The sequence below is a fragment of the Halomonas kalidii genome (genome assembly GCF_030010475.1).
In the GTDB taxonomy this organism is placed as follows: Bacteria; Pseudomonadota; Gammaproteobacteria; order Pseudomonadales; family Halomonadaceae; genus Halomonas; species Halomonas heilongjiangensis.
Genome location: NZ_JASCQN010000052.1, coordinates 200,401 through 225,627, shown reverse-complemented (window position 1 = coordinate 225,627; position 25,227 = coordinate 200,401). Strand labels below are relative to the sequence as shown.

The following is a 25,227-nucleotide window of genomic DNA, read 5'->3' as shown; positions in this document are numbered from 1 at the left end:
TGAACTGCACCCCGAAAGTTGGACACCTAATCCAACCCTCGGGGTGTTTCTATGAGCAATCGATACGACGAGTGGTTCAAGCTGCTAGTGGTGCAGCAGTGTTTGCATGAGGACACTAGCCTACGCGAGGTGGCTCGCCAGCATCGCCTTGACCATTCCCTGGTGCGTAAATGGCGGGAACGCTACCGCCAGCATGGCGCGCCGGGGCTAGGCAAGAAGTACAGTCACTACAGTGCTGCCTTCAAGCTGGCGGTACTCGAGAGAATGTGGCGAGATGGCTTGTCACGCCGGCAGGCTGCCACCCTGTTCGATATTCGCGGAGATGCCGCTATTGGCATATGGGAGCAGCAGTACCATAGTGGTGGCCTGACTGCGTTATCGCCAAAGCGAAAGGGACGCCGCCCGATGGTCAAAAAGCCGCCTTCACCACCACCCCCACCTGATGAAGAGCGCTCTCATGAGGAGTTGCTCAAAGAGTTGGCGTATCTGCGGGCGGAGAACGCCTATCTAAAAAAGCTCGATGCCTTGATCCGGGAGAAGCAGGCGGCAACGCAGGGCAGAAAGCCCAAGCCGTCCAAGGGTTAAGGCACGAGCATTCGCTGGCTCTGCTGCTGCGTGCGGCAGAGCTACCGCGCAGCACGTTCTACTACCAGCTCAAGGCCCTGGGCGCTGACGATCAGTGCGCGCCCCTGAAGGCGCGTATCCGGGCGATCTACGATAGCCACAAAGGGCGCTATGGTTATCGCCGCATCACTGCTGCCCTACGGCAGGCAGGTGAAGTGATCAACCACAAGGCCGTCCAGCGCTTGATGCAACAGCTGGGCTTGAAGTCCCTGGTTCGCCCAAAGCGGTATCGCGCCTACCGAGGAGCAGTGGGACATGTGGCTCCCAACGTACTCGACCGGCAGTTTCAGGCAGAAGGACCGAATCAGAAGTGGGTGACCGACATCACGGAGTTCAACGTCGACGGACAGAAGCTGTATCTGTCCCCCATCATGGATCTCTACAACGGCGAGATCGTCGCCTATCAGACCAGCAGGCGTCCCGTACTCTCACTGGTGAAGCACATGCTGCAGCAGGCCTTTGCCCGCTTGAAGCACTCGGACCGGCCACTGCTGCATTCCGATCAGGGGTGGCATTACCAGCATCCCACCTATCGCGCCCTGTTGGCAGGACAGGCGCTGACCCAGAGCATGTCACGCAAGGGCAACTGCTTGGACAATGCCGCCATGGAGAGCTTCTTCGGCACCCTGAAGGCCGAGTATTTCCACCTGAACCGGTTCGATACGGTTGAGCAGTTGCAGCAAGGCCTCGATCGTTACATCCATTACTACAACCACGAGCGCATCAGGCTGAAACTAAAAGGCCTGAGCCCCGTACAGTACAGGACTCAGGCCTTGGGCGCCGGCTGAACGAACCGTCCAACTATTGGGGGTCAGTTCACATCCGGTGGGGCTTTCTTGTGGCCCCACCAACGCTGCTGACGCATCAGCGCAATAGCCAGGACAGCACCAGCAGCAGCAGCAGGATACCCGCCACCCCCTGCCAGAAACCGCCCGGCTCACGCAGCATCCGCGGGCTGGTGCGCGAGCCGTCCCGTTCGGCCCCCAGCGGCTGACGCAGCGCATGGAGGAACTCCGACATGCGCCGGTAGCGCAGCGCGCGCTGCGGATCCAGCGCCCGGCGCAGGGCATCGTCCAGCGCCGGCGTCACTTCGGGGTTGAGGGTGCGGGCGCTGCGATAGGCGAGCTGCTCCAGGTCGGTGTGGCCGCGCAATCGGTCGGGTGTCAGGGCATAGGGCAACTCGCCGGTCAGCAACCAGTAGACGGTGGAGGCAAAGGAGTACTGGTCGCTGCGCCGCCCCACCGAGTCGTCCAGGGCATACTCCGGGGCGCTGTGCTCGGTGAGCCCCACCTGACGCACCAGTTCCCGCGAGCGCTTGTGGCCGTCCACGTCACGCAGGTGACAGGCACTGAAGTCGGTCAGCACCACCTGGCCATGGGTGTCGATCAGCACATTGCCGGGATGGATCTGCTGGTGCAACAGGTCACGGTGGTGCAGCGCCTGTACCGCCTTGCCGAGCTGGTTGGCGATGTCCAGGCGCTGGACCAGACTCGCCTGGGGATGCCGTCGTGCCCACTCGGTCAGGGTCTCCCCCTCCACGTAGGCCATCAGGTAGTAGAGATGGCGGCGCGGCCGCGAGGGCTCCATGATGCGCACCACGAACGGCGACTTGACCCGCTCCACCACCCACTGCTGGAGCAGGAAGTGCTCCAGGTAGGCATTGCGGTTCGAGAGCTCCGGGCTCGGCGCCTTCATCACCATCTCCCGCTCGCTGTGCACGTCGCGCACGCGGTAGACCCGCGACTGGGCGGTACGCGACAGCACCGCCTGAACCTCCAGCCCGTCCAGGCGCTCGCCGGGGGAGAGCTCGGGGGGGATCGGCAGGTCACCGTAGACCCGTCCCGGCGTGTCCTGCTCCTCGTCGGGCAGTTGATCGATGCGCACCAGTTGGAAGCAGAACTGCTCGGCACCATAGCCACGCTCCTGGGCCCGCGCGACCGCCGCCTCGGCGAGGCGTTCGCAGGCGGCATCCAGGTCGCTGGCGTCCTGGCGGATCAGCCGCACGTAGTCCGAAGGCATCAGGGTGCCCTGCGCCACCTGGGTGGTGAACAGGAAGAGGTCGCCCTGCTTGAGGGGCATGCGCATGTAGTCGATGTCGATGCTGCCATCCATGCCGAGCGCTCGCGAAGGATAGCGATAACCGCCCAGGTCGGTGACATGATCGCGGGAGAGCTGCTCGAACTCGGCACCGCGCAGCCGGAACACCAGGGTGTCGCCCATGTGGAAGAGATGCCCCTCGCGACCCCGGTAGACCAGCGCCGAGAGCGAGGAGACATAACTTCCCTCCTCGAGGTGCTGGCTCTGGCTGTAACACCAGCCGTTGAGGGCACGCAGCACCCGGGTGGCCGAGCTCTTGACGTCCCAGTGGTCGGGGGTCGAGAAGTAATCCGCCAGGAAACCGCGAACGCTGAGATCCCCCGCCTGCTTGGCGATGGCGTTGCGCGAGATGGAGTCGCTGATCACCGCACAGGCACCCTTGGCACGCATGAGCGTCTGCTCGGGAACGCGCACCGACATCGAGCTGCGGTGCCGGCGCAGGTCCGGGGCCACGAAGGCCTGTCCATAACTCAGTGACAGCGGGGCGGATGCCAAGATGCTCTCCTCAGGGTCGAACCTCGGGGTCGAAACGGCACGTCGTCACGGGCCAGGGGTTCATCGGAACACCATGATACACTCGTGACGGTGCGGCTGGAGTGTCAACCATGGCCGCACGCGCCACCCACGCCCCGCGTCGGCACCTATGTCGCATTGGTAATACCTGCCCCGGCTCCGTATAATTCGCCGGATTTTTCGCCTATCCGGATTTTCGCCAACCGAAGGAAGCGACGATGAACTTCGACAACATCCCCGCCGGCAAGGAACTCCCCAACGACGTCTACGTCGCCATCGAGATCCCGGCCAACCACGCGCCGATCAAGTACGAGATCGACAAGGACATGGGCGCGCTGCTGGTCGACCGCTTCATGGCCACGCCGATGTTCTACCCGGCCAACTACGGCTTCATCCCGCACACCCTGGCCGACGACGGCGACCCCCTGGATGCCCTGGTGGTGACGCCCTATCCGGTGCAGGCCGGTGCGGTGATCCGTGCCCGCCCGGTGGGCATCCTCAACATGACCGACGAGGCCGGCGAGGACGCCAAGCTGGTCTGCGTGCCGCATCCCAAGCTCTCCACCCTCTATGACGATGTCCAGGAGGTCACCGACCTGCCCGAGCTGCTGCGCCAGCAGATCGCCCACTTCTTCGAGAACTACAAGGATCTCGAGAAGGGCAAGTGGGTGAAGGTGGAGTCCTGGGAAGGCGCCGAGGCCGCCCGCAAGGCGATCGAGAAGTCCGTGGCCGCCTACCAGAAGGCCTGATCACGCCTCTCGCACACGCGAACGGGCCGCCCCTCCGGGCGGCCCGTTCGTTTATCGGGGCTCACCCCTCGGACGCCCCACCCTCCTCCGGGGTCGGCTCCGACAGCGGCTCGGACTCCCCGGTCTGCTCGTCCTCCCGGGCCTCCTCGGGCGATGCCAGGGCCGGGGGCGGGCTCTCTCCCCCGGCATCCTCGCTGCGTTCCACCGCTTCCACCGGCGGCTCGACGGGCTGCTCCTCCTCGACCGCCTCGGGGGCGGCCAACCCGGCCGGCGGCGCGTCGAGCGCCTGGGCCAGCTCCCGGGCCAGGTCCCTGGCCCGGATCACGTGGTTGGCCATCACCAGCGAATGGTTGGCGAAGATACCGAAGCCCGAGCCGTTGAGCACCATCGGACTCCACAGCCGTCGCTGGGTCCGCTCGAGCTCGGCGACGAGCAACTCCCACTCGCCCAGCACATCGGCCCGCTCGAGCGCGTCTGCCTGGTCGCGGCGCACTGCCTCGAGCAGATGCAGGAGCGCCCAGCCGGTCCCGCGGGCCTCGAAGAAGATATCGTCGACCCGGTACCAGGGCGTGCGCGAAGGCAACTCGCCGGCATCGATGCCCAGGTCGCGCAGCCGCTCACGGCTGCCGACGCTGGCGGAGAGCCGCGTCCCCAGATCGTCGAGCCGCCTGCCGACCTGCTCCAGCCAGGCCACCAGGCCGGTGCCGGCGTCGAAGCCCGCTCCCCCTTCCTCGCCCAGCGCCGCCAGGTAGTCGTCGAGAGCGTCGAACGCCTGCTCGAGACGATGCTCGGTCGATGGATAGAGCCAGTCGCGACCATCCCCTCCCAGTCGGTCGGCGACCTCCTCCAGCGCCGGCTGGTCGCCCTCCTCCATGGTCGGCAGCGCCCGGGAGAGGTCGTGAGCCTGTTTCAGCGCCCCCAGTTCCCAATTGGGCATGTTGTCCAGCCACAGCCCCGGCGGCGCGATGTCGTTGCGCAGGTAGCCACCGGGCTTGTCGCGCAGGGTACTCACGACGCTCATCAGGGTGGCGGTGGTGACGGCGCCACGGGCAGCCGGAGAGGATGCCGACTCGCCGCGCTGCTCGGCGGCGGCCTGCTCGACGTCGAAGGTCGCCGGCTCCCGGCTCCACCAGATCCCCAGCGCCACGACCACCAGCAGGTAGATCACCACCAGCGCCAGCAGCGGCTTCCAGATCCAGCCATAGTCCGGTCGCTCGAGTGCCTCGGTCCTCCTGCGGCGCCTGGCGGCACCCTTTTCCGTCAAAGCCATGGTCCTGATTCCCTGAAGTTGGCAAAGGCGGCGGCGCGACAATGAAGCGCAGCCGGAGCGGCATCATGCGATCAACAGTGCCGGCTTCCTGGGTTATCCTAGCAGCTGAACTCTCTCGCGGCGCCCGGTGTGGAACCCCGAGCAGCCGCCAGAGTCCTAATCGCGCCTACCTGGAAGAGGAAGACCGAGTTGATCATCAGACGCCTGGCCTGCCTGCTCGCCCTTGCGCTGCTGCCGCTCGCCGGTCACGCCCAGTGGTTCTCCTCGAACGGCTCCGACGGTGACTTCCTGCCGGTGCTGGAGGCCTTCCAGCCCAGTGCCTGGCACGACGGCGAGACCCTGTTCGTGGGGGTCGAGAATGCCGACGGCTACTATCTCTACCGTCACCAGTTCGCTGTCGAGGCCGGGGACGAAGCACTCGAGCTGGGTGAACCCCGGCTACCGCCGGGCGAGTTCAAGAGCGACGAGTTCCTCGGCGATGTCCATGTCTTCTATGACCGGGTGGTGTTCGAGGTGCCACTGGAGAAGGCCGCCCAGGGGCCGCTGGACCTTACCCTGACCTTCCAGGGCTGCGCCGATGCCGGCCTCTGCTACCCCCCGGAACGGGTCGACCTGCAGGCGTCCGAGAGTTCGCCGCCGGCGGCCTTCGCCGGCTGGAGCGCCAGCGGCGACGGCAGCGGTGGTGGCGCCGACGACGAGGGGACGCGCAGCGCCTCCGCCATGGTCGCCCCCCAGAGCGACGATAGCCGCTTCAGCGCCCTGATGAGCGATGCCAGCCTGCCGCTGGCCCTGGGCCTGTTCTTCCTCGCCGGACTGGGGCTCACCTTCACCCCCTGCGTGCTGCCGATGGTGCCGATCCTGTCGTCGATCATCGTCGGCCAGCACCCGACCCGCCCGCGCGCCTTCGCCCTCTCGGCCAGCTACGTGGCCGGCATGGCACTGACCTACTCGGTGGTCGGCGTGCTGATGGGGCTGTTCGGCGCCGGCCTCAACCTCCAGGCGCGGCTGCAGTCCGCCCCGGTACTGATCAGCTTCGCGGTACTGTTCGTGCTCTTCGCCCTGGCCATGTTCGGCGCCTTCAACCTGCGCCTGGCCCCCCGGCTGGCCGGACGACTCGACGCCTGGCAGGCTCGCGCCCAGCGCAGCGGCCCAGGCGGCCTGGCACTGGCCGGCGCGCTCTCGGTACTGGTGGTCTCGCCCTGCGTCTCGGCGCCCCTGGCCGGCGCCCTGGTGTTCATCTCCACCACCGGCGACGCCCTGCTGGGCGGCGCCGCCCTGCTCGCCCTGGGACTCGGCATGGGCGTGCCACTGCTCGTGGTCGGCACTTTCGGCACCACCCTGCTGCCCCGCACCGGCGCCTGGATGAACGGCGTCAAGATCGCCTTCGGCATTCTGCTGCTGGGTGTGGCGATCTGGCTGGTCGAGCGCCTGCTGCCACCCGCCATGGCCCTGCTGCTATGGGCCGCCCTGGCCATCGGCAGTGCCATCGCGCTGGGGGCACTGACCGTCAACCAGGCCCAGGGCTGGCCCCGGGTGCGCCAGGCCGCCGGCATCCTGCTGCTGGCCTGGGGCGTCGCCCTGGTGCTCGGCGCCGCCCGCGGCGCCCACGATCCGCTTCGCCCCCTGGCCTCCACCGCCGCGGTGCCCCTCACCGGGCAGGCGACCGAGGTCACCACCGTGAATAGCCTCGATACCCTGGAGGTGGCCCTGCGGACTGCCAACGACGAGGGCCGCCCGGCCTTCGTCCACTTCACCGCCGACTGGTGCATCTCCTGCAAGCAGCTCGAGCGCTATGTCTACCCCGACCCCCGGGTCGCCGAGCCGCTCTCCTCGTTCGCCCGCATCAATGTCGACGTCACCGCGACCGACGACACCTCCCGCGAGCTGCTCGACCACTTCGGGCTGTTCGGCCCGCCGAGCCTGCTGTTCTTCGATGACGCCGAGGAGATCCGCGCAGCGCGCATCCAGGGCGAGGTGCGCGCCGCCGCCCTGGCCAGCCACCTGGAGGGGGTGCTGGAGCGGCTGGAGGCCCGCCGGGGCTGAGCCTGCGCGTTGGGGCGGGGGCCGCGAAGATCGCCGAACAGGTGCTTGAATCTCGCGATCGAACGCTGTTCTCCTGCTCGCTGGACATCCACGCCGATTTTCGGCACACTCCGGCGTCAATGCCTTATCAAGGCCGATAGAGGCGGGAAGAGTCGCCATCTTGCCGCGATCTATTGCGAGTTGGCCCGGGTTGACAGCGTCGCCGGGGCTGCCGCCACCCACCGATACCAATCGATCGAGACAGAGTCATGGATATCCGCAAGGTCAAGAAGCTGATCGAACTGCTCGAAGAGTCCAACATCAGCGAAATCGAGATCCAGGAAGGCGAGGAATCGGTACGCATCAGCCGACACCCCAACGGCACGAACTGGCAGCAGCCCATGCCCCAGGGCTATGCGCCACCGGCACCGGCGGCCGCCGCCCCCCCGGCCGCAGCGGCTCCCGCCGAACCCGCCGGCGAAGCGGCACCCGCCTATCAGGGCCACGCCGTGACCTCGCCCATGGTCGGCACCTTCTACCGCTCGCCGGCACCGGGCGCCAAGCCCTTCATCGAGGTGGGCTCCAGCGTCAAGAAGGGTGATACCGTGTGCATCATCGAGGCCATGAAGATGATGAACCAGATCGAGGCCGATCGCGATGGCGTGATCGAGGCGTTCCTGGTCGAGGATGGCGAACCGGTCGAGTTCGACCAGCCGATGCTCGTCATCTCCTGATCTTCCCACAGACACTGGCGGACCCCATCATGCTGGACAAGGTTCTCATCGCCAATCGCGGCGAGATCGCCCTGCGCATCCTGCGCGCCTGCAAGGAGCTGGGCATCAAGACCGTCGCGGTCCACTCCAAGGCCGACCGCGAGCTGATGCACGTGCGCCTGGCCGACGAGGCCGTGTGCATCGGGCCGGCGCCCTCGGCCCAGTCCTACCTGAACATCCCGGCGCTGATCAGCGCCGCCGAAGTCACCGATGCCAGCGCCATCCATCCCGGCTACGGCTTCCTCTCCGAGAACGCCAACTTCGCCGAACAGGTCGAGCGCTCCGGCTTCGTCTTCATCGGCCCACGGGCCGAAACCATCCGCCTGATGGGCGACAAGGTCAGCGCCATCGAGTCGATGAAGAAGGCCGGCGTCCCCACGGTGCCCGGCTCCGACGGCCCGCTGCCGGAGGACGACGAAGGGGAGATCGTCACCATCGCCCGGCGCATCGGCTACCCGGTGATCATCAAGGCCGCCGCCGGTGGCGGCGGGCGCGGCATGCGCGTGGTGCACACCGAGGCCCATCTGCTCTCGGCGGTGACCGTCACCCGGACCGAGGCCCACTCGGCCTTCGGCGACGGCACCGTCTACATGGAGAAGTTCCTCGAGAATCCGCGTCACGTCGAGGTGCAGGTGCTGGCCGACGGCCAGGGCAACGCCATCCACCTCTATGATCGCGACTGCTCGCTGCAGCGCCGCCACCAGAAGGTGATCGAGGAGGCGCCGGCCCCGGGCATCGATCCCGCCGCCCGCGCCGAGGTGCTCGAAGCGTGCCGGCAGGCCTGCCTCACCATTAACTACCGTGGCGCCGGCACCTTCGAGTTCCTCTACGAGAACGGCCAGTTCTTCTTCATCGAGATGAACACCCGGGTCCAGGTGGAGCATCCGGTCACCGAGATGGTCACCGGCGTGGATATCGTCCGCGAGCAGCTGCGCATCGCCTCGGGGCTGCCGCTGTCGGTTCGCCAGGAAGACGTGCAGCTCAACGGCCACTCCTTCGAGTGCCGCATCAACGCCGAGGATGCCCGTACCTTCATGCCCTCCCCCGGCAAGGTGACCCTCTACCACCCGCCGGGCGGCCTGGGCGTGCGCATGGACTCTCACGTCTACACCGGCTACACGGTGCCGCCTCACTACGACTCGCTGATCGGCAAGCTGATCACCTGGGGCGCCGACCGCGAGACCGCGTTGATCCGCATGCGCAACGCCCTGGACGAATTGCTGGTGGAAGGCATCAAGACCAACACCGACCTGCACAAGGACCTGGTCCGCGACGGCTACTTCCAGCAGGGTGGCGTGAATATCCACTACCTGGAAAAGAAGCTCGCGCAGTAAACGCGCAGCGCTTCGCGGGGTGGCCGACGCCACCCCGTTTTCGTTTCCCGTTGTCCGTCACCCCGGCGATCCGATCGCCCCTTGACGCCTCAAGGAGCCCGCCATGCCCTGGCTGCAACTGAAGGCCCATATCGCCCCCGAGCAGGCCGAGATCCTGGAAGAGCTGCTGCTCGCCGAAGGCGCCACCGCCATCACCCTGCAGGACGCCCACGACGACCCGGTGTTCGAGCCCGAGCGTGGCACCACCCCGTTGTGGGACGAGACGGTGCTCACCGGGCTCTATGACGACCTGGAGGGCATCACGGCGATGCTCGAGCGGCTGGCCGCCGCCTGGGCCGAGAGCATGCCCGGCGAGCCGCTCCCGGTGATCGAGCACGAACTCCTCACCGACCGCGACTGGGAGCGCGAGTGGATGGACGACTTCACGCCCCTGCGCATGGGCCAGCGGCTATGGATCGTGCCGAGCTGGCACGAGCCCCCCGAACCCGGCGCGGTGAACCTGCACCTCGACCCGGGGCTCGCCTTCGGCACTGGCACCCACCCCACCACGGCGCTCTGCCTGGAGTGGCTCGATGGCCTGGCGGTGGCCGGCGCGCTCGACGGTCGCGAGGTACTCGACGTCGGCTGCGGCTCCGGGATCCTGGCCATCGCCGCCCTGAAGCTCGGTGCCGTGAGCGCCGTAGGCACCGACATCGACCCCCAGGCGCTGCAGGCCAGCCGCGACAATGCCGAGCGCAACGCCATCGCGGAGGCCGACTTCCGGCTCTGCTACCCGGAACAGCTCGATGCCGGCGGCTTTCCGGTCGTGCTCGCCAATATCCTCGCCGGCCCGCTGGTCGAGCTGGCACCGACCATCGCCGGTCATGTCGCCCCCGGTGGCCGCCTGGCGCTCTCCGGCATCCTAGCGCCCCAGGCCGAGGAGGTGCTCGAGGCCTACCGGGCGGAGGGCCTGCTGATGGACGAGCCGGTGGTGCGCGAGGGCTGGGTGCGGCTGAGCGGGTACCGGGCGATGTGAGCAGCGGGTACCGGGCGACGTGAACGACGGACACTGCCCGCACGACCAAAGACCGCCTTCACCATCGACGACCGGGGGCGTATGATATGCCCCCTTCGAACCGACAGACGACATCATGCCCGTGACCCGTTCCTCCCTGCCCCGGATCGGCCGCTTCGAGTTGCCCAACAGGGTGATCCTGGCGCCCATGGCCGGGGTCACCGACCGCCCCTTCCGGCAGCTCTGCCGGCAACTCGGGGCGGGCCTGGTGGTGGGCGAGATGGTTACCTCGGACCCCGGCCTATGGCACACCCGCAAGTCGCGTCTGCGCCTGGACCACCGCGGCGAGCCGGGCCCCCGGGCGGTACAGATCGCCGGCGGTGACGCCGCCATGCTCGCCGAGGCGGCGCGACTCAATGCCGAGCACGGTGCCGAGATCATCGACATCAACATGGGCTGCCCGGCCAAGAAGGTGTGCAACAAGGCCGCCGGCTCGGCGCTGCTGCGCGACGAGGTCCTGGTGGCCGAGATTCTCGAGGCGGTGGTGGCCGCCGTTGACATCCCGGTGACGTTGAAGATCCGCACCGGCTGGTGCGCCGAGAGCAACAACGGGGTCCGCGTGGCCCGGCTCGCCGAGGCCGCCGGCATCCAGGCCCTGGCCGTCCACGGCCGCCATCGTCAGCAGCGCTACTCGGGCGAGGCCGAATATGACACCATCGCCGCCATCAAGGCCGCGGTGAGGATTCCGGTCTTCGCCAACGGCGATATCGATTCTCCCGAGAAGGCCGCCCGAGTCCTCGACTATACTGGTGCGGATGCAGTGATGATCGGCCGCGGCGCCCAGGGCTACCCCTGGATCTTTCGCGAGATCGATCACTACCTTCGCCAGGGAGAGCATCTTTCTCCCCCGGCCGACGAGGAACGCGCCGGCGTCCTGCGCGACCATCTCGCGGCCCTGCATGATTTCTATGGTGAGCACATGGGTGTGCGCATTGCACGCAAGCATGTCGGCTGGTATCTGGCCGGTGATACCCGCCTCGGCGAGACGGACCGACGCGCCCTGCGGGCCACCTTCAATGGCCTGGAGTGCTCGACAGCCCAGTGCCGCTTCATTGACGAACTGTTTCGTCACGAGCCCGCCACGGCCCCGAGCCGCCTGGCACGGGCCGTGGCATCGGATGGAATCTGTGCCGCATGACCAGCCAAGCCTTCCCCCAGAATCCCGAGCTGTCGGGGCTAGATGCCGCCCGGACCTCCCGTGATCTCGCCGGCATGGCCGACTCCGCCCGGGATGCCTCCCCGGCCGGTGCGGCGTCGCAGCAACCGCTGCGCGAAGCCGTCGACGACGCCATGCGACGCTACTTCGACCACCTGGACGGCGGTGATGTCACCGGCCTCTACGCCATGGTCATGGCCGAGGTCGAGTCGCCACTGCTGGCCGCCGTACTCGAATATACCCAGGGCAACCAGACCCGGGCCGCCGAGATGCTCGGCCTCAACCGCGGCACCCTGCGCAAGAAGCTCAAGCAGTACGGCCTGATCTGAACCCCGAAGGGAGCCCCGCGCGGACTCCCTTCGCCTTGTCTACCGCCCGTTGCGTGGCCCGCTTTCCGTGACCCGATATTCCACCCACCCACTGCCAGCCCGAGAGTGACTCCATGGCCCAATCCTCCTCCGGCGCGGTTCGCCGCGCGCTGATCAGCGTTTCCGACAAGACCGGCATCATCGACTTCGCCCGCGGACTCACCGCGCACGGCATCGAACTGCTCTCCACCGGCGGGACCTTCCGCCTGCTTCAGGAGAACGGCATCAGCGTCACCGAGGTCTCCGAACACACCGGCTTCCCGGAGATCATGGACGGCCGGGTCAAGACCCTGCACCCCAGGATCCACGGCGGCATCCTCGGCCGGCGCGGCCAGGACGACGCGGTGATGGCCGAGCACGGCATCGACCCCATCGACATGGTGGTGGTCAACCTCTACCCCTTCGCCGAGACCGTGGCCCGGTCCGACTGCACCCTCGAGGACGCCATCGAGAACATCGACATCGGCGGCCCCACCATGGTGCGCGCCTGCGCCAAGAACCATGCCCATACCACCATCGTGGTGAGCGCCGCCGACTACGCCCGGGTGCTGGCCGAGATCGCCGCCGGCAACGGGGCGGTGTCCGAAGCCACCCGCTTCGACCTGGCGGTCAAGGCCTTCGAACACACCGCCGGCTACGATGCCGCCATCGCCGACTACCTGGGCCAACGGGTCCCCGGCGGCGAGGACGGCTTCCCGCGCACCTACAACCTGCAGTTCGTCAAGCAGCAGGCCATGCGCTACGGTGAGAACCCCCACCAGGGCGCAGCCTTCTACGTCGAGGCCGATGCCCGCGAGGCCAGCGTGGCCACCGCCACCCAGCGGCAGGGCAAGGCGTTGTCGTTCAACAACGTCGCCGACACCGATGCCGCCTTCGAGTGCGTCAAGGCCTTCACCGAGACCGCCTGCGTGATCGTCAAGCACGCCAACCCCTGTGGCGTGGCGGTGGGGATCACCCCCTGCGAGGCCTACGAAAAGGCCTTCGCCACCGATCCCACCAGCGCCTTCGGCGGCATCATCGCCTTCAACGAACCGCTCGACGCCGAGACGGCCCGCGCCATCATCGACCGGCAGTTCGTCGAGGTGATCATCGCCCCCGGGGTCGAGGACGACGCCCTGCCCATCGTCGCCGAGAAGCCCAATGTGCGCCTGCTCGATGTCGGTGAAGAGCGCTGGCCCGGCGAGCGCGAGCACGCCCACGACTTCAAGCGCGTCACCGGCGGGCTGCTGGTGCAGGACCGCGATCTGGGCATGGTCGGACGCGACGAGCTGACCGTGGTCACCGAGCGGGTGCCCAGCGAGCAGGAGATGCGCGACCTGGCGTTCGCCTGGAAGGTCGCCAAGTACGTCAAGTCCAACGCCATCGTCTACGCCAAGGCCGGCCAGACCATCGGCGTCGGCGCCGGCCAGATGAGCCGCGTCTACTCGGCGAAGATCGCCGGCATCAAGGCCGCCGACGAGGGCCTCTCGGTGCCCGGCTCGGTGATGGCCAGCGACGCCTTCTTCCCGTTCCGCGACGGCATCGACGCCGCGGCGGCGGCCGGCATCACCGCGGTGATCCAGCCCGGCGGCTCGATGCGCGACCAGGAGGTGATCGACGCCGCCAACGAGGCCGGCATCGCCATGGTCTTCACCGGTATGCGCCATTTTAGGCATTAAAAGGGCGAGGCATGACACAAGAAAACCCGCGACCAACCAGGTCGCGGGTTTTTTGGTGCTGGCCACCATTGCGGGGGCGATTCATCCTGTAGGAGCCACGCTCCGCGGGGCGATGGGCGGAGGCCACAACGGTCGTTCGATACCGCTGGGGCGCCTGCGGCGCCAATCGCCCGGCAGAGCCGAGCTCCTACAGACCTCGGTCGCTATCAGCCCAGGTCGATGCAGAGGTACTTGGTCTCCAGAAACTCCTCCAGCCCCTGGTGGCCGCCCTCGCGACCCAGGCCCGAGGCCTTGACCCCGCCGAAGGGCGCGGCGGCGTTGGAGATCAGCCCGGTGTTGATGCCCACCATGCCGTACTCCAGGGCGTCGGCCACCCGCCAGACGCGGCTCAGGTCGCGGGAGTAGAAGTAGGACGCCAGGCCGTATTCGGTGTCGTTGGCCATGGCGATGGCGTCCTCCTCGTCCTCGAAGGGGAACACCGCCGCCAGCGGGCCGAAGGTCTCCTCGTGGGCCACCTTCATGCTGCTGGTGGCGAAGCTGACCAGAGTCGGGGTGAAGAAGTTGCCGCCCAGCGGGTGCGGGTGCCCCCCCAGCAGCAGCTCGGCACCGTGGTCCACGGCATCGTGGACATGCTCGCTGACCTTGGCGACGGCGTTGTCGTCGATCAGCGGCCCGATGTTGATGCCGGCCTCGGTGCCATTCCCCACCTTGAGCTCGCTGTTCATGGCCACGGCGAGCTTCTCGCAGAAGGCGTTGACCACGCTGGACTGCACCAGGAAGCGGTTGGTACAGACGCAGGTCTGGCCCGCGTTGCGGAACTTGGCGGCCATGGCGCCTTCCACCGCGGCGTCGAGGTCGGCGTCCTCGAAGACGATGAAGGGCGCGTTGCCACCGAGTTCCAGCGAGATCTTCTGGATGTGCTGCGAGGCCTGGGCCATCAGTTGGCGACCCACCTCGGTGGAGCCGGTGAAGGTGATCTTGCGCACCAGCGGCGACTCGGTCAGCGCGGCGGCGATCTCGGCGGCACGCCCCGGCACCACGTTGAACACCCCGCGCGGTACGCCGGCCCGTTCGGCCAGCAGCGCCAGGGCCGTCGCCGAGAACGGGGTCTGGCTGGCCGGCTTGACCACGACGGTGCAGCCCGCCGCCAGCGCCGCTCCGGCCTTGCGGGTGATCATCGCCGCCGGGAAGTTCCAGGGCGTGATGGCCCCCACCACACCCACCGGCTGCTTGGTCACCACGATGCGCTGGCTGGGCTTGGCGGCGGGAACGGTCTCGCCATAGATGCGCCTCGCCTCCTCGGCGAACCAGCGCAGGAAGCTCGCCGCATAGGCGATCTCGCCGGCGGCTTCCTTGAGCGGCTTGCCCTGCTCATGGGTCATGATCATGGCCAGGTCGTCCTGGTGCTCGAGCATCAGGTCGTGCCACTTCATCAGAATGTCGGCACGCTCCTGGGCGGTCAGCCCCTTCCAGGCCGGCAGCGCGGCATCGGCGGCGGCGATGGCGCGCTCGGTCTCGACCCGCCCCAGGCGCGGCACATTGCCCATGCTCTCGCCGGTGGCCGGGTTGAGCACGTCGATCTGCTCACCGCTGTCGGCGGCGACCCAACTGCCGTCGATATAGGCGAAGGGGCAATAGAGCTGCGTTTCCTTGAGGGCTTGCATGTTCGTCTCCTGCCGCATCTGCGGTCCGTTGTCGGTTTACCTTCATGCTAAGCGTAAAGGCCCCCCTGCACCGAAGCCAATCCATTTCGGCATGCTACCGCGACGGACTCAGCGCGGGCGGCGTGGTTCGCGGGACTCGGAGAGGGTAATGGAGACGGAGTCGGCGAAGCGCAGCGCATTGGGCTTGTCGATCTCGACCTGAGCGGTGAGTACCTGCTCGTGGGCCATGATCAGATCGAGCACCTCGCGGGTCATGCGCTCCAGCAGCAGGAAGCGGTGGTCCTCGACATGGGCGATCACCTGCTTGGTGATGGTGCGGTAGTTCAGCGCCTGCTCGATATGGTTGAACGCCACCGCCTTGTCGGCGCGATAGCGGATCACCGCATTGATCACCACGTCCTGGCGATTGTGGAGCTCATCGTCCTTGATGCCGATATGGGTACGCAGCCGCAGGTTCTTGAGGCGAATGGTCGCCAGGTCATGGTCGAAGTGCTGGTCGTCGATGGCGTGCAGCGGCATGGCAGGACTCCTTGCGCAGCGGGGCTCAGCGGCCGTTGACCAGGGTCAGGAACTCCTGGCGGGTCGGCTGGTTGTCGCGGAAGCCCCCCAGCATCACCGAAGAGGTCATGCTCGAATTCTGCTTCTCCACGCCACGCATCATCATGCACAGGTGACGGGCCTCGATCACTACCGCCACGCCACTCGCCCCGGTGACCTGCTGGACCGCCTCGGCGATCTGTCGGGTCAGGTTCTCCTGGATCTGCATGCGGCGGGCGTACATGTCGACGATGCGGGCAAACTTCGACAGGCCCAGTACACGTCCCTTGGGCAGGTAGGCGATATGGCACTTGCCGATGAAGGGCAGCAGGTGGTGCTCGCACATGGAGTAGAGCTCGATGTCCTTGACCAGCACCATCTCGTCGGTCTCCGACTCGAAGACGGCACCGTTGACGATCTCCTCGAGGGACTGGTTGTAGCCATGATTGAGAAACTGCATGGCCTTGGCGGCCCGTTTCGGGGTGTCGCGCAGGCCCTCCCGCTCGGGATCCTCCCCCAGTTCGAGGATGATCTGGCGATAGTGGTTGGCGAGTTCTTCGGTCATCGTCGGGCCCCATGGCGTTGTCGGTTGTCGTGGTGCACGCAGTCAGTGGTGAGGGTCATCGGTTCCGCTGGCCGCCGGCAGCGACATGCCAGGCGGCATTTCCATTACGGAATTTATACATAGACGGGAGAATGTACAATCACGGCATCCACGAACCCTGCATTCTAGCGCAAGGCAGGGGCCATGCGCAGGCCCCCGCCGGCATCGGGGTGACAGTATGTCGCGCCGGCAGCAGCAGCGCCACGGCTGCTCGCCCCCGACCACTATGGTAGAATAAGACTCCCTTCATGCTGTGCCCCAGTCATCCTCGAGAGCCGACATGATCAAGACCCCCACCCTGCTGCTGGCCGCGGCCCTGCTGATTCCGTCCCTGGCGCTCGGCGCCACCCTGGAGCTCCCCAGCGACGCCCGGGTCGAATTCCAGGTCATCGACCCCCTGCACCTGAGCCAGGACGAGCCGCGTCACGACGACATCGTGTTGCGACCGGTCGCCGACGGCAACGCCACCCACCAGCTACCGGAGTATTGCGTGGTGATCGGCGATGCCCGCCTGGACGGTGAACGCATCCGCCTCACCGCCAAGGCCCTGACCTGCATCGAGACCGACGGCAGCGACAGCGAGATCTACAGCGGCGAGATCTCGGCCGCCGCCTACGGAGAGGACGGCAGCTACGGCGTGGCCGCCGCCTGCGACGAGGGTCGCTGTGCGCTGGAGCCGTCCGTGGGCTTCCTGCTGCAGTTTGCCGAGGGGCTCGCCATCGAGCAGCAGGACAACCCGTCGGCGCAGATCAACGAACAGCGCCGCCAGGCCGAAGGGGCCGGCGTCGCCAACCCGCTGCCCGCCGAGGCACCGGATCCCGACGACGACTGAGGCCTGCCCCTCCGCGCCCCGCCACGACGCTCCCTTCGGGGAGCGTCGTGCGTTCCGGGGCGGTGAACATCACGCCAGCCAGCGGGGTTTCTGCTCCAGCAATTGCCGCTGCTGCTCCAGCATGCGGATATGCCCGTCCCAGTAGCCGGCGTCAGCCAGCCAGGGGAAGGCCGGCGGAAAGGCCGGATCGTCCCAGCGCGCCACCAGCCAGGCACTGTGCCGCAACAGCCGCAGGGTGCGCAGCGGCTCCACCAGCGCCAGCTCGCCGCGGTCGAAGTCCAGGTGCTGCTCGTAGCCCTCGATCACCTCGGAGAGCTGCATCTGGCGCTCCTCGTCGCGCTCGGCGGTGAACAGCATCCACAGGTCCTGCACCGCGGGCGCCATCAGGCAGTCATCGAAGTCGACCAGGGCGAAGTGCTCGTCGCGCCCCAGGATATTGCCGATATGGCAGTCGCCATGGACGCGGATCGCCCGCCCGGGCGCCCAGGCATGGGGCGCCAGCTGCCGATGCAGGGTATCGGTGATCCGCTCGTAGGCCCGGCGCTGGCGACGATCCAGCCAGGCGCTGCCCAGCACCCGCTCGCGGGCCTCGACCACCATGGCGTCCAGGTCCAGGGTCTGGCGGTGGGCGAAGGTCGAGCGCCGCCCCACTTCATGGACGGCACCGATCAGCTCGCCCAGCACGAACAGATGGGCGGGGTTCTCGAGCTCCGGGGCCTGTCCCGGCAACTGGGGGTAGAGCGCGAAGCGGAACCCCTCGGCGCGATGCAGGCTCTCGCCCGCCTCGTTGCGCCACGGCGCCGCCACCGCCACCCCCGCCGCCTCGAGCTCGGCCAGGAAGTCATGCTCCTCCTGGATCTGGGCATCGCTCCAACGCTCGGGGCGATAGAACTTGACCACCCAGCGGCGCCGCTCCTCGTCGTGCACCAGGAAGACGCGGTTCTCGTAGCTGTTCAGCGCGAAGGGCTCGCCGGGCAGCCACAGGCCGAGCGACTCCACCGCCGCCACGATCCGGGCGGGCTCCAGGCGGGCGAAGGGATGGGTAGTGGTGGCCATGGGCGCTCCGAAGGGGGAAAGCGTGCATCCTATCAGAGGTGGAGGTGCAACGGGGTGCGCGCCACCGCCCAGACCTCCACCCGCTCGGCGCCGGCGCGGCGACAGGCCGCCGCCAGGGCGTCCAGGGTCGCGCCGGTGGTCATGACGTCATCGACCAACACCACCCCGGATGGCAGCGCGGCCTCGACCCGGAAGGCGCCACGCAGGTTGGCCCGCCGCTCGCGGCGATCGAGGCCGCGCTGGCTGCGGGTGTCGCGCCGCCGCTCGGCCTCGATCAGCGGCCGCCCCGACCGCCTCGCCAGGCGCCGGGCCAGCCAGCCCGCCTGGTCGAAGCCCCGCTCCCGGGCCCGCCGGGGGTGCAGCGGCACCGGCACCACGGCCGCGGGCCAGGCCAGTGCCTCGGCCGGCAACCCGGCCGTCAGCAGGTCGAGCAGCACCGCGCCCGCTCGCGGCGAAGCGTGGAACTTGAAGCGCCGCACCAGGCCGGCGACCTCACCCTCATAGCGCAGCGGGACCCGCGCCCGGTCGTAGGCCGGCGGCAGGCGCAGGCAGGCTCCGCAGCGGCGCCCGGCCAGTTGCCCCGGCTGGGGCTCGGCGCAGCACGGGCAGGCCGGCAGGTTCCAGGACAGGGACGCGAAGCAGGCCTCGCACCAGGGGTGGCCGTCGCTGCCGGGGGCCAGGCAGAACGCGCAGCGGCCCGGCAGCGCCCGACGCAGGGCGCCGTCAACCAGATCGATCCATGCGGTTGACAAGCCCCGTCGAGCCCGTAAGCTGTCCGACAACCTGGTGATTCCGACAAAGTTGACCATAAGCGAGCCTGCCATGTCCTCCGTGCCGCACGACTCTTTCGCCGATACTCGCGCCGACACCCTGACCCTAGCCACCTCTCCGGCGGTTCGCCACGACTGGACCCTCGACGAGATCGAGGCGCTCTTCGCCCTGCCCTTCAACGACCTGCTGTTCCGCGCCCAGCAGGTGCACCGCGCCCACTTCGATGCCAATGCCGTGCAGGTCTCCACCCTGCTGTCGATCAAGACCGGCGCCTGCCCCGAGGACTGCAAGTACTGCCCGCAGTCCGGCCACTACAACACCGGGCTCGGCAAGGAGAAGCTGCTGGAGATCGAGAAGGTGGTGACACAGGCCCGGGCGGCGAAGGAGGCCGGCGCCAGCCGCTTCTGCATGGGCGCGGCCTGGAAGAGCCCGCGGGAGCGGGACCTCGAGGTGGTGCTGGAGATGGTCGGCCGGGTCAAGGCGCTGGGGCTCGAGACCTGCATGACGCTGGGCATGGTCGACTCCGACCAGGCCAGGCGCCTGTCCGAGGCCGGGCTCGACTACTACAACCACAACCTCGACACCTCGCCTGAGTACTACGGCGAGATCATCACCACCCGCACCTACGGCGATCGCCTGGAGACCCTGGCCAACGTGCGCGAGGCCGGCATGAAGGTCTGCTCCGGGGGCATCCTGGGCATGGGCGAGGCGCCCCGCGACCGGGCCGCCCTGCTCCAGCAACTGGTGAAGCTCGAGCCACACCCCGAGTCGGTGCCGATCAACATGCTGGTCAAGGTCCCCGGCACCCCGCTGGAGAACGCGGAGGATCTCGATCCCATCGACTTCATCCGCGCCATCGCCGTGGCCCGCATCCTGATGCCGAAGAGCCATGTGCGCCTCTCCGCCGGTCGCGAGCAGATGAACGAATCGACCCAGGCGCTGGCCTTCCTGGCCGGGGCCAACTCGATCTTCTACGGTGACCAGCTGCTGACCACGTCCAACCCCCAGGTGGAGCAGGACCGGGCGCTGTTCGCCAAGCTCGGCCTCCACCCCGAACGCCGCGAGACCTGTGCCGACGACGACCGCCAGCGGGAAACGCTGGAGGCCGCCATGGCGCGCCAGGCCGGCCAGGCCCGGGCCGCCGCCCTGGCCTACGACGCCACTGCCGCCACCGAGGCCTGAGGTCCGCATGCTGGCACCACGCAGCGACTGGACGACGTGGCTCGCCGAGCGGGTGGGCGAACGCCGGGCCCGCGGGCTGTGGCGCACGCGGCGCTGTCACACCTCCGAGGGTGTGCTCGACTTCGCCGGCAACGACTACCTGGGCCTGGCCCGGGACCCGCGACTGGCGGAGGCCCAGGCCGCCGGCGCCCGGCGTTTCGGCGCCGGCGCCCGGGCCTCGCACCTGGTCAGCGGCCATCTCGAGGTGCACGAGGCCCTGGAGGAGCGCCTGGCGGCGCTCACCGGCCGGCCGGCGGCGCTGCTCTTCTCCACCGGCTACATGGCCAACCTCGGCACCCTCCAGGCGCTCTGCGACGGCCGGACCCAGGTCTTCCAGGACCGGCTCAACCACGCCTCGCTGCTCGACGGCGCCACTCTCGCCGGTGCCCGCTCGCGGCGCTTCCACCACCGCGACCTCGAGGATCTCGAGCGACTGTTGGCCCGCGCCCCCGAAGAGGCGCTCCGGCTGGTGGTCAGCGACGGGGTGTTCAGCATGGATGGCGACGTGGCCGACATCGCCGGCCTCGCCGCGACCAGCGAGCGCCACGGCGCCTGGCTGATGATCGACGATGCCCACGGCCTCGGCGTGCTCGGCAGCCACGGCGACGGCTGCGTGGGCCGCGCCCACGGCATCGACCGGGTGCCGGTGCTGGTCGGCACCCTGGGCAAGGCGCTGGGCACCGGGGGCGCCTTCGTGGCCGGCAGCCGCGCACTGATCGAGCACCTGATCCAGTTCGCCCGACCCTATGTGTATACCACCGCCCAGCCGCCCGGGGTCGCTGCGGCGACGCTCGAGGCGCTCGACATCCTTGCCGTCGAGCCCGAACGCCGCACCCGGCTGGCGAGCCTGATCCGGCGCTTCCGCGCCGAGGCGGCCCGACTCGGCCTGCCGCTGGCCGACTCCGACACGCCGATCCAGCCGCTGGTGCTGGGCGACAGCGAGCGCGTCATGCGCTGGGCCGGGCGCTTGAGCGAACGGGGACTGCTGGTCGGCGCCATCCGCGAGCCCACCGTCCCCCCTGGCCAGGCACGGCTGCGCATCACCCTCAGCGCCGCCCACACGGATGCCGACCTCGACGCCCTGCTCGAGGCGCTGGCCGCGCTCCAGGCGGACGCTGACGGCGGCCGGGACGGGGTCGCCCCATGAGCCGCCTGGTGCTGCTCTCCGGCTGGGGCATCGACGCCCGCATCTGGCGCCCGCTCGAGGCCCACTGGCCGGCCGGCCTCGAGGTGACCACCCCCGACTGGCCCGGCTATGGGGCGTGCCCGGGCCTCGACGATCCCGACGACCTCGCCGCCCTGGCCGCGGCCATGGCCGGCGACCTGCCCGCGGATGCCGTCTGGGTCGGCTGGTCGCTGGGCGGCCTGCTCGCCGCCGCCCTGCTCGACCACCTGCCCGCCCCCCGGGCGCTGGTACTGCTCGGCATGGGACCACGCTTCTGTACCGAGGGCGGCATCCCACCGCAGGAGCTCGCCGCCTTCCGGCGCGCCTTCGCCCGCGACGGCGAGGCCACCCGGCAACACTTCCTGCGCTGGCAGCTACAGGGCGAACCCGCTCCGCGAGCCGCTCACCGCCGCCTGATCGACCTGATCGGCCGGGAGCCGGGGCCCGAAGCCGCCACCCTGGCCGCCGGCCTCGAACGGCTCGCCACCCTGGATGTCTCGGCCCGGCTCGACGCCTCGCCCTGCCCGGTACGACGCATCGCCGGCGAACGGGATCCGCTGCTCGCTCCCGCGCTGCGCGCGTCCGCCGAGCAACGGCTCGCCGGCGCCGGTCACTGCCCGATGCTGTCGCAACCCGACGCCCTGGCGGCGTGTCTCGCCCGCATCGCCCGGGCGCCGGCCCCGACCGAGGAGTGCCCCACATGACCGCCTCGACCGCTCACTCGCCACAGCCGCCGCCCCCGGACTGGCAACGCCGGGTGGCGCACGCCTTCTCCCGCGCCGCCGACCGCTACGAGCGCCTCGCCCACGCCCAGCAGGCCATGGGCGAGGCACTCTGGGCCCGGCTGCCGGCCCGACCGGCCCGGGCCGTACTCGACCTGGGTTGCGGGCCGGGCCACTGGAGCGCCCGCCTGGCGGACCGCCATGGCCCCGGCTGCCGGGTGACCGGGCTCGACCTGGCGCCCGGCATGCTCGAGGTGGCCAGGACGCGCCACGGGGCGCGAGCCGGCTGGTTGTGCGGCGACGCCGCCGCCCTGCCGCTGTCCGATGCCAGCCTGGACCTGGTGTTCTCCAACCTGGCGATCCAGTGGTGCCCCGACCTGGAAGCGGTGCTCGGCGAACTCCACCGGGTACTGCGCCCGGGCGGGTGCGCACTGATCAACACCCTGGGGCCGGGCACCCTGACCGAGGTGAACGAGGCCTGGTCGCACCCCGGGCAGCCCGCCGCCCTGCTGGCGTTCCGCTCACGGGAGCGCCACCTGGCGGCGGCCCGGCTGGCGGGCTTCACCGGCGTCACGGTGGAGGCCGCCACCCGCCGCTTCCACTACCCGGACCTGGCCGCGGTGATGGCCTCGATCAAGGGCATCGGCGCCCAGGCCGCCCGCGGCGAACGGCTCACCCGCGCCGACCTGGCCCGGGCCCGCCGACGCTACGAGGCCCTGCGCGAGCCCGACGGCCTGCCCGTTTCCTACCGGCTGCTGACCCTGGTGCTGGAGCGCTGAGATGCCCGCCTACTTCGTGACCGGTACCGATACCGACGCCGGCAAGACCCTGGTCACCACCGGCCTGCTCGCCCTGGCGCGCCGCCGCGGCCTGAGCACGCTCGGGCTCAAGCCCATCGCCTCGGGCTGTGAACGCACCGCCGACGGACTGCGCAACGCCGATGCCCTGGCGCTGCAGGCCCAATGTGCGCCGGCCCAGCCCTACGCGGCGATCAACCCCTTCGCCTTCGCCCCCGCCATCGCCCCGCACCTGGCCGCCCGCCGGGCGGGCGTCGCCCTCGGCCTCGACGACCTGGTCGATCCTCTGCGGCCCATGCTCGCCCTCGCGCGCGGCCTGACGCTGGTCGAGGGAGCCGGCGGCTGGCGGGTCCCGCTCAACGAGGACGAGGATCTCGCGGGCCTCGCCGGGCGTCTCGGCCTGCCGGTGATCCTGGTGGTGGGGCTGAAGCTCGGCTGCCTCAATCACGCCCGCCTCACCGCCGAGGCGATCGTCGCCGACGGCCAGCCCCTCGCCGGCTGGGTGGGCAACCTGCTCGATCCCGCCTTCGCATCCGACCGCGAGCTGTACCGCGACAACCTGGCGACCCTGACCCATCGGCTGCCCAGCCCCTGCCTGGGCGTGGTGCCACGCCTCGCGGCGAGAAGCCCCCGGGCGCTGGCCGAAGCCACCGCCGACCACCTGGTGCTGCCCGATGTCGATTGACTTGCGAAGGCCCGTCCGTACAATGTGGACGCCTGCCCGACCGTGCGGATGTGGTGGAATTGGTAGACACGCCAGATTTAGGTTCTGGTGCCTTCGGGCGTGGGAGTTCAAGTCTCCCCATCCGCACCATTTCAGCTCCTCGATTTCAAAAGCGAATGTCCGTCTTCCCCCGGGAAAGCACGGCGCCTTAGCGTCCCCGGCGTTTCGCTCCGCTCGCCCGACCCTGTTCGCCACCCTCGTCCCCCGGAGGCCCGCATGACGTCCCCCGTCTGGCATCCCTATGCCCACCTCAAGACCCAATCGCCGGCGCCCAAGGTGGTCGGCGGCACGGGGCCGCGCTTCACCCTGGAAAGCGGCGAGTCGTTGCTCGACGCCACCTGCTCCTGGTGGTGCATGATCCATGGCTATGCCCACCCGCGGCTGGTGGCAGCGATCCGCGAGCAGGCCGGCGAGCTGTGCCACGTGATGCTCGGCGGCCTGACCCACGAGCCCGCCGACCGCCTGGCCCGGGAACTGGTCAGGATCACCCCGGCGGGGCTGAACCACGTCTTCTACTCCGACAGTGGCTCGGTGGGCATGGAAGTGGCGATGAAGATGGCCGTGCAGTATCACCAGCTGCGCGGCAGGCCCGGCAAGCATCGCCTGCTCTCGCTGATGAAGGCCTACCATGGCGATACCGCCGGCTGCATGGCGGTGTGCGACCCCGAGGAGGGCATGCACTCGCTGTTCGCCGGCTACCTGCCGCGGCATCACTTCGCCCCGGCCCCCACTGCACCCTTCGACGCCGAGCCGGAAGCGGTCCGGGCCGACCTCGACGCCCTGCGCGCGGTGCTCGAGGCCCACCACCACGAGATCGCCGCCCTGCTGATGGAGCCCCTGCTGCAGGCCGCCGGCGGGCTCAACATGACCTCGCCCCACTACCTCAGGGGCGCACGCGAGCTGTGCGACGAATTCGACGTGCTGCTGGTGTTCGACGAGGTGGCCACCGGCTTCGGCCGTACGGGGAAGCTGTTCGCCGCCGACCATGCCGACGTGACGCCGGACATCATGGTGCTCTCCAAGGGGCTCACCGGGGGCTATCTCGGCCATGCGGCGACCCTGGCCACGGACCGGGTGCATGAGGCGTTCGTCGGTGACAGCCCCCACCATGCCTTTATGCATGGCCCGACCTTCATGGGCAATCCGCTGGCCTGCCGGGTGGCGCTGGAGAGCCTCGCGGTGTTCGAGGAAGAGGACTACCTGGGCCGCATCGCCGGACTCAATCGCGTGCTGCGCGATGAGCTGCTCGAGGACGCGACGCTCGCTGCCCATCCCGCGGTCGGGGACGTGCGGGTGCTCGGCGCCACCGCGGTGATCGAGACCCGCGACGACGCGGAACTTGCCGGCGTGGGCCACTGGGCCCGCGAGCAGGGCGTCTGGCTGCGTCCCATCGGCCGCTGGCTCTACACCATGCCCGCCTATATCACCGACGATGCCGACATGCGCCGCATCACCGACGTCATGAAGGGCTGGTTCCTCAAGCGCTGAGCGGTGACCCCGGTCGCTACACCAGCCG

At 69.0% G+C, this 25,227-nt stretch carries 23 protein-coding genes and 1 tRNA gene; 17 read left to right on the top strand and 7 right to left on the bottom strand.

The window, feature by feature from the left end:
• Positions 1 to 51: 51 nt before the first annotated feature.
• Positions 52 to 1,412 (top strand): IS3 family transposase gene (locus QLQ85_RS20340; protein ID WP_407650358.1). Its coding sequence is split into 2 segments (ribosomal slippage): positions 52 to 517 and positions 517 to 1,412, totalling 1,362 coding nucleotides; the frame shifts between segments, so codons are not numbered across the junction.
• Positions 1,413 to 1,488: 76 nt separating this feature from the next.
• Here the strand turns inward: QLQ85_RS20340 and QLQ85_RS20335 are convergent.
• Positions 1,489 to 3,216 (bottom strand): bifunctional protein-serine/threonine kinase/phosphatase, encoded by a 1,728-nt coding sequence (locus tag QLQ85_RS20335; RefSeq protein WP_282740657.1) that lies wholly within the window; start codon positions 3,214 to 3,216, stop codon positions 1,489 to 1,491.
• A 236-nt stretch (positions 3,217 to 3,452) separates the two neighbouring features.
• On the opposite strand from QLQ85_RS20335, the gene ppa reads away from it, so the two are divergent.
• The gene (gene ppa, locus QLQ85_RS20330; RefSeq protein WP_102628538.1) at positions 3,453 to 3,983 is read left to right on the top strand and encodes an inorganic diphosphatase; all 531 of its coding nucleotides are present in this window, start codon (positions 3,453 to 3,455) and stop codon (positions 3,981 to 3,983) included.
• A 61-nt stretch (positions 3,984 to 4,044) separates the two neighbouring features.
• Here the strand turns inward: ppa and QLQ85_RS20325 are convergent, their stop codons facing one another.
• On the bottom strand, positions 4,045 to 5,253 hold the full coding sequence (locus tag QLQ85_RS20325) for a DUF2333 family protein (RefSeq protein ID WP_282740656.1): 1,209 nt from the start codon (positions 5,251 to 5,253) through the stop codon (positions 4,045 to 4,047).
• 189 nt (positions 5,254 to 5,442) lie between these two features.
• Here QLQ85_RS20325 and dsbD point away from each other — a divergent pair, with 189 nt between their 5' ends.
• The 7 genes from dsbD to purH all read left to right on the top strand — a co-directional run bounded on the left by dsbD (position 5,443) and on the right by purH (position 13,618).
• Positions 5,443 to 7,296, top strand: a complete 1,854-nt coding sequence (gene dsbD / locus QLQ85_RS20320; protein WP_282740655.1) for a protein-disulfide reductase DsbD — start codon at positions 5,443 to 5,445, stop codon at positions 7,294 to 7,296.
• 248 nt (positions 7,297 to 7,544) lie between these two features.
• Entirely contained in the window at positions 7,545 to 8,009 is a 465-nt protein-coding gene (gene accB, locus QLQ85_RS20315; RefSeq protein ID WP_282740654.1) for an acetyl-CoA carboxylase biotin carboxyl carrier protein, read from the top strand.
• Between the two features lie 29 nt (positions 8,010 to 8,038).
• A complete protein-coding gene (accC, locus tag QLQ85_RS20310) occupies positions 8,039 to 9,382 on the top strand; it encodes an acetyl-CoA carboxylase biotin carboxylase subunit (protein ID WP_282740653.1) in 1,344 nt (447 codons plus the stop codon).
• Positions 9,383 to 9,485: 103 nt separating this feature from the next.
• On the top strand, positions 9,486 to 10,397 hold the full coding sequence (gene prmA, locus QLQ85_RS20305; RefSeq protein WP_282740652.1) for a 50S ribosomal protein L11 methyltransferase: 912 nt from the start codon (positions 9,486 to 9,488) through the stop codon (positions 10,395 to 10,397).
• A 115-nt stretch (positions 10,398 to 10,512) separates the two neighbouring features.
• Positions 10,513 to 11,574: a tRNA dihydrouridine synthase DusB gene (gene dusB / locus QLQ85_RS20300; RefSeq protein WP_282740651.1), complete on the top strand. Its 1,062-nt coding sequence runs from the start codon at positions 10,513 to 10,515 to the stop codon at positions 11,572 to 11,574.
• A gap of 74 nt (positions 11,575 to 11,648) precedes the next feature.
• Positions 11,649 to 11,921, top strand: coding sequence for a DNA-binding transcriptional regulator Fis (gene fis / locus QLQ85_RS20295; RefSeq protein WP_282740666.1), 273 nt, complete (start codon positions 11,649 to 11,651; stop codon positions 11,919 to 11,921).
• Positions 11,922 to 12,034: 113 nt separating this feature from the next.
• Positions 12,035 to 13,618 carry a bifunctional phosphoribosylaminoimidazolecarboxamide formyltransferase/IMP cyclohydrolase gene (gene purH, locus QLQ85_RS20290; protein WP_282740650.1) on the top strand — a complete coding sequence of 528 codons (1,584 nt, stop codon included), beginning with the start codon at positions 12,035 to 12,037 and terminating at the stop codon, positions 13,616 to 13,618.
• A 206-nt stretch (positions 13,619 to 13,824) separates the two neighbouring features.
• Here purH and QLQ85_RS20285 read toward each other — a convergent pair whose 3' ends face one another.
• The 3 genes from QLQ85_RS20285 to folE all read right to left on the bottom strand — a co-directional run bounded on the left by QLQ85_RS20285 (position 13,825) and on the right by folE (position 16,384).
• Positions 13,825 to 15,282, bottom strand: a complete 1,458-nt coding sequence (locus QLQ85_RS20285) for an NAD-dependent succinate-semialdehyde dehydrogenase (RefSeq protein WP_282740649.1) — start codon at positions 15,280 to 15,282, stop codon at positions 13,825 to 13,827.
• 108 nt (positions 15,283 to 15,390) lie between these two features.
• A complete protein-coding gene (gene folX / locus QLQ85_RS20280; protein WP_102628547.1) occupies positions 15,391 to 15,801 on the bottom strand; it encodes a dihydroneopterin triphosphate 2'-epimerase in 411 nt (136 codons plus the stop codon).
• A gap of 25 nt (positions 15,802 to 15,826) precedes the next feature.
• Positions 15,827 to 16,384 (bottom strand): GTP cyclohydrolase I FolE, encoded by a 558-nt coding sequence (gene folE / locus QLQ85_RS20275; RefSeq protein WP_102628548.1) that lies wholly within the window; start codon positions 16,382 to 16,384, stop codon positions 15,827 to 15,829.
• A gap of 319 nt (positions 16,385 to 16,703) precedes the next feature.
• Here folE and QLQ85_RS20270 point away from each other — a divergent pair, with 319 nt between their 5' ends.
• The gene (locus tag QLQ85_RS20270; RefSeq protein WP_282740648.1) at positions 16,704 to 17,255 is read left to right on the top strand and encodes a hypothetical protein; all 552 of its coding nucleotides are present in this window, start codon (positions 16,704 to 16,706) and stop codon (positions 17,253 to 17,255) included.
• A gap of 69 nt (positions 17,256 to 17,324) precedes the next feature.
• Here the strand turns inward: QLQ85_RS20270 and QLQ85_RS20265 are convergent, their stop codons facing one another.
• Together QLQ85_RS20265 and QLQ85_RS20260 are read right to left on the bottom strand one after the other, a co-directional pair.
• Positions 17,325 to 18,311: a serine/threonine protein kinase gene (locus QLQ85_RS20265; RefSeq protein WP_282740647.1), complete on the bottom strand. Its 987-nt coding sequence runs from the start codon at positions 18,309 to 18,311 to the stop codon at positions 17,325 to 17,327.
• Positions 18,312 to 18,343: 32 nt separating this feature from the next.
• A complete protein-coding gene (locus QLQ85_RS20260; RefSeq protein WP_282740646.1) occupies positions 18,344 to 19,063 on the bottom strand; it encodes a ComF family protein in 720 nt (239 codons plus the stop codon).
• Between the two features lie 70 nt (positions 19,064 to 19,133).
• Here QLQ85_RS20260 and bioB point away from each other — a divergent pair, with 70 nt between their 5' ends.
• From bioB to bioA, 7 genes are all read left to right on the top strand, one after another.
• The gene (gene bioB, locus QLQ85_RS20255) at positions 19,134 to 20,264 is read left to right on the top strand and encodes a biotin synthase BioB (RefSeq protein ID WP_282740645.1); all 1,131 of its coding nucleotides are present in this window, start codon (positions 19,134 to 19,136) and stop codon (positions 20,262 to 20,264) included.
• A 7-nt stretch (positions 20,265 to 20,271) separates the two neighbouring features.
• Complete coding sequence (bioF, locus tag QLQ85_RS20250; protein ID WP_282740644.1) at positions 20,272 to 21,450, top strand: 8-amino-7-oxononanoate synthase; 1,179 nt, start codon at positions 20,272 to 20,274, stop codon at positions 21,448 to 21,450.
• On the top strand, positions 21,447 to 22,172 hold the full coding sequence (locus QLQ85_RS20245; RefSeq protein ID WP_282740643.1) for an alpha/beta fold hydrolase: 726 nt from the start codon (positions 21,447 to 21,449) through the stop codon (positions 22,170 to 22,172). Before bioF ends, QLQ85_RS20245 begins: the two co-directional genes overlap by 4 nt.
• Positions 22,169 to 22,969, top strand: a complete 801-nt coding sequence (locus QLQ85_RS20240; protein WP_282740642.1) for a malonyl-ACP O-methyltransferase — start codon at positions 22,169 to 22,171, stop codon at positions 22,967 to 22,969. The genes QLQ85_RS20245 and QLQ85_RS20240 overlap by 4 nt, the downstream gene beginning before the upstream one ends.
• Position 22,970: 1 nt before the next feature.
• On the top strand, positions 22,971 to 23,672 hold the full coding sequence (gene bioD, locus QLQ85_RS20235; RefSeq protein ID WP_282740641.1) for a dethiobiotin synthase: 702 nt from the start codon (positions 22,971 to 22,973) through the stop codon (positions 23,670 to 23,672).
• 44 nt (positions 23,673 to 23,716) lie between these two features.
• Positions 23,717 to 23,801 (top strand) — tRNA-Leu (locus QLQ85_RS20230).
• Positions 23,802 to 23,927: 126 nt separating this feature from the next.
• Positions 23,928 to 25,199 (top strand): adenosylmethionine--8-amino-7-oxononanoate transaminase, encoded by a 1,272-nt coding sequence (gene bioA / locus QLQ85_RS20225; RefSeq protein WP_282740640.1) that lies wholly within the window; start codon positions 23,928 to 23,930, stop codon positions 25,197 to 25,199.
• Positions 25,200 to 25,227: the final 28 nt, after the last annotated feature.

Coding starts and splice junctions, on each gene's coding strand:
- accB (WP_282740654.1), top strand. CDS start 7,545: ATGGATATCCGCAAGGTCAAGAAGCTGATCGAACTGCTCGAAGAGTCC.
- bioB (WP_282740645.1), top strand. CDS start 19,134: ATGTCCTCCGTGCCGCACGACTCTTTCGCCGATACTCGCGCCGACACC.
- folE (WP_102628548.1), bottom strand. CDS start 16,384: ATGACCGAAGAACTCGCCAACCACTATCGCCAGATCATCCTCGAACTG.
- ppa (WP_102628538.1), top strand. CDS start 3,453: ATGAACTTCGACAACATCCCCGCCGGCAAGGAACTCCCCAACGACGTC.
- QLQ85_RS20270 (WP_282740648.1), top strand. CDS start 16,704: ATGATCAAGACCCCCACCCTGCTGCTGGCCGCGGCCCTGCTGATTCCG.
- QLQ85_RS20285 (WP_282740649.1), bottom strand. CDS start 15,282: ATGCAAGCCCTCAAGGAAACGCAGCTCTATTGCCCCTTCGCCTATATC.
- fis (WP_282740666.1), top strand. CDS start 11,649: ATGGCCGACTCCGCCCGGGATGCCTCCCCGGCCGGTGCGGCGTCGCAG.
- prmA (WP_282740652.1), top strand. CDS start 9,486: ATGCCCTGGCTGCAACTGAAGGCCCATATCGCCCCCGAGCAGGCCGAG.
- folX (WP_102628547.1), bottom strand. CDS start 15,801: ATGCCGCTGCACGCCATCGACGACCAGCACTTCGACCATGACCTGGCG.
- QLQ85_RS20240 (WP_282740642.1), top strand. CDS start 22,169: ATGACCGCCTCGACCGCTCACTCGCCACAGCCGCCGCCCCCGGACTGG.
- bioD (WP_282740641.1), top strand. CDS start 22,971: ATGCCCGCCTACTTCGTGACCGGTACCGATACCGACGCCGGCAAGACC.
- QLQ85_RS20265 (WP_282740647.1), bottom strand. CDS start 18,311: ATGGCCACCACTACCCATCCCTTCGCCCGCCTGGAGCCCGCCCGGATC.
- purH (WP_282740650.1), top strand. CDS start 12,035: ATGGCCCAATCCTCCTCCGGCGCGGTTCGCCGCGCGCTGATCAGCGTT.
- accC (WP_282740653.1), top strand. CDS start 8,039: ATGCTGGACAAGGTTCTCATCGCCAATCGCGGCGAGATCGCCCTGCGC.
- QLQ85_RS20245 (WP_282740643.1), top strand. CDS start 21,447: ATGAGCCGCCTGGTGCTGCTCTCCGGCTGGGGCATCGACGCCCGCATC.
- bioA (WP_282740640.1), top strand. CDS start 23,928: ATGACGTCCCCCGTCTGGCATCCCTATGCCCACCTCAAGACCCAATCG.
- dusB (WP_282740651.1), top strand. CDS start 10,513: ATGCCCGTGACCCGTTCCTCCCTGCCCCGGATCGGCCGCTTCGAGTTG.
- QLQ85_RS20325 (WP_282740656.1), bottom strand. CDS start 5,253: ATGGCTTTGACGGAAAAGGGTGCCGCCAGGCGCCGCAGGAGGACCGAG.
- bioF (WP_282740644.1), top strand. CDS start 20,272: ATGCTGGCACCACGCAGCGACTGGACGACGTGGCTCGCCGAGCGGGTG.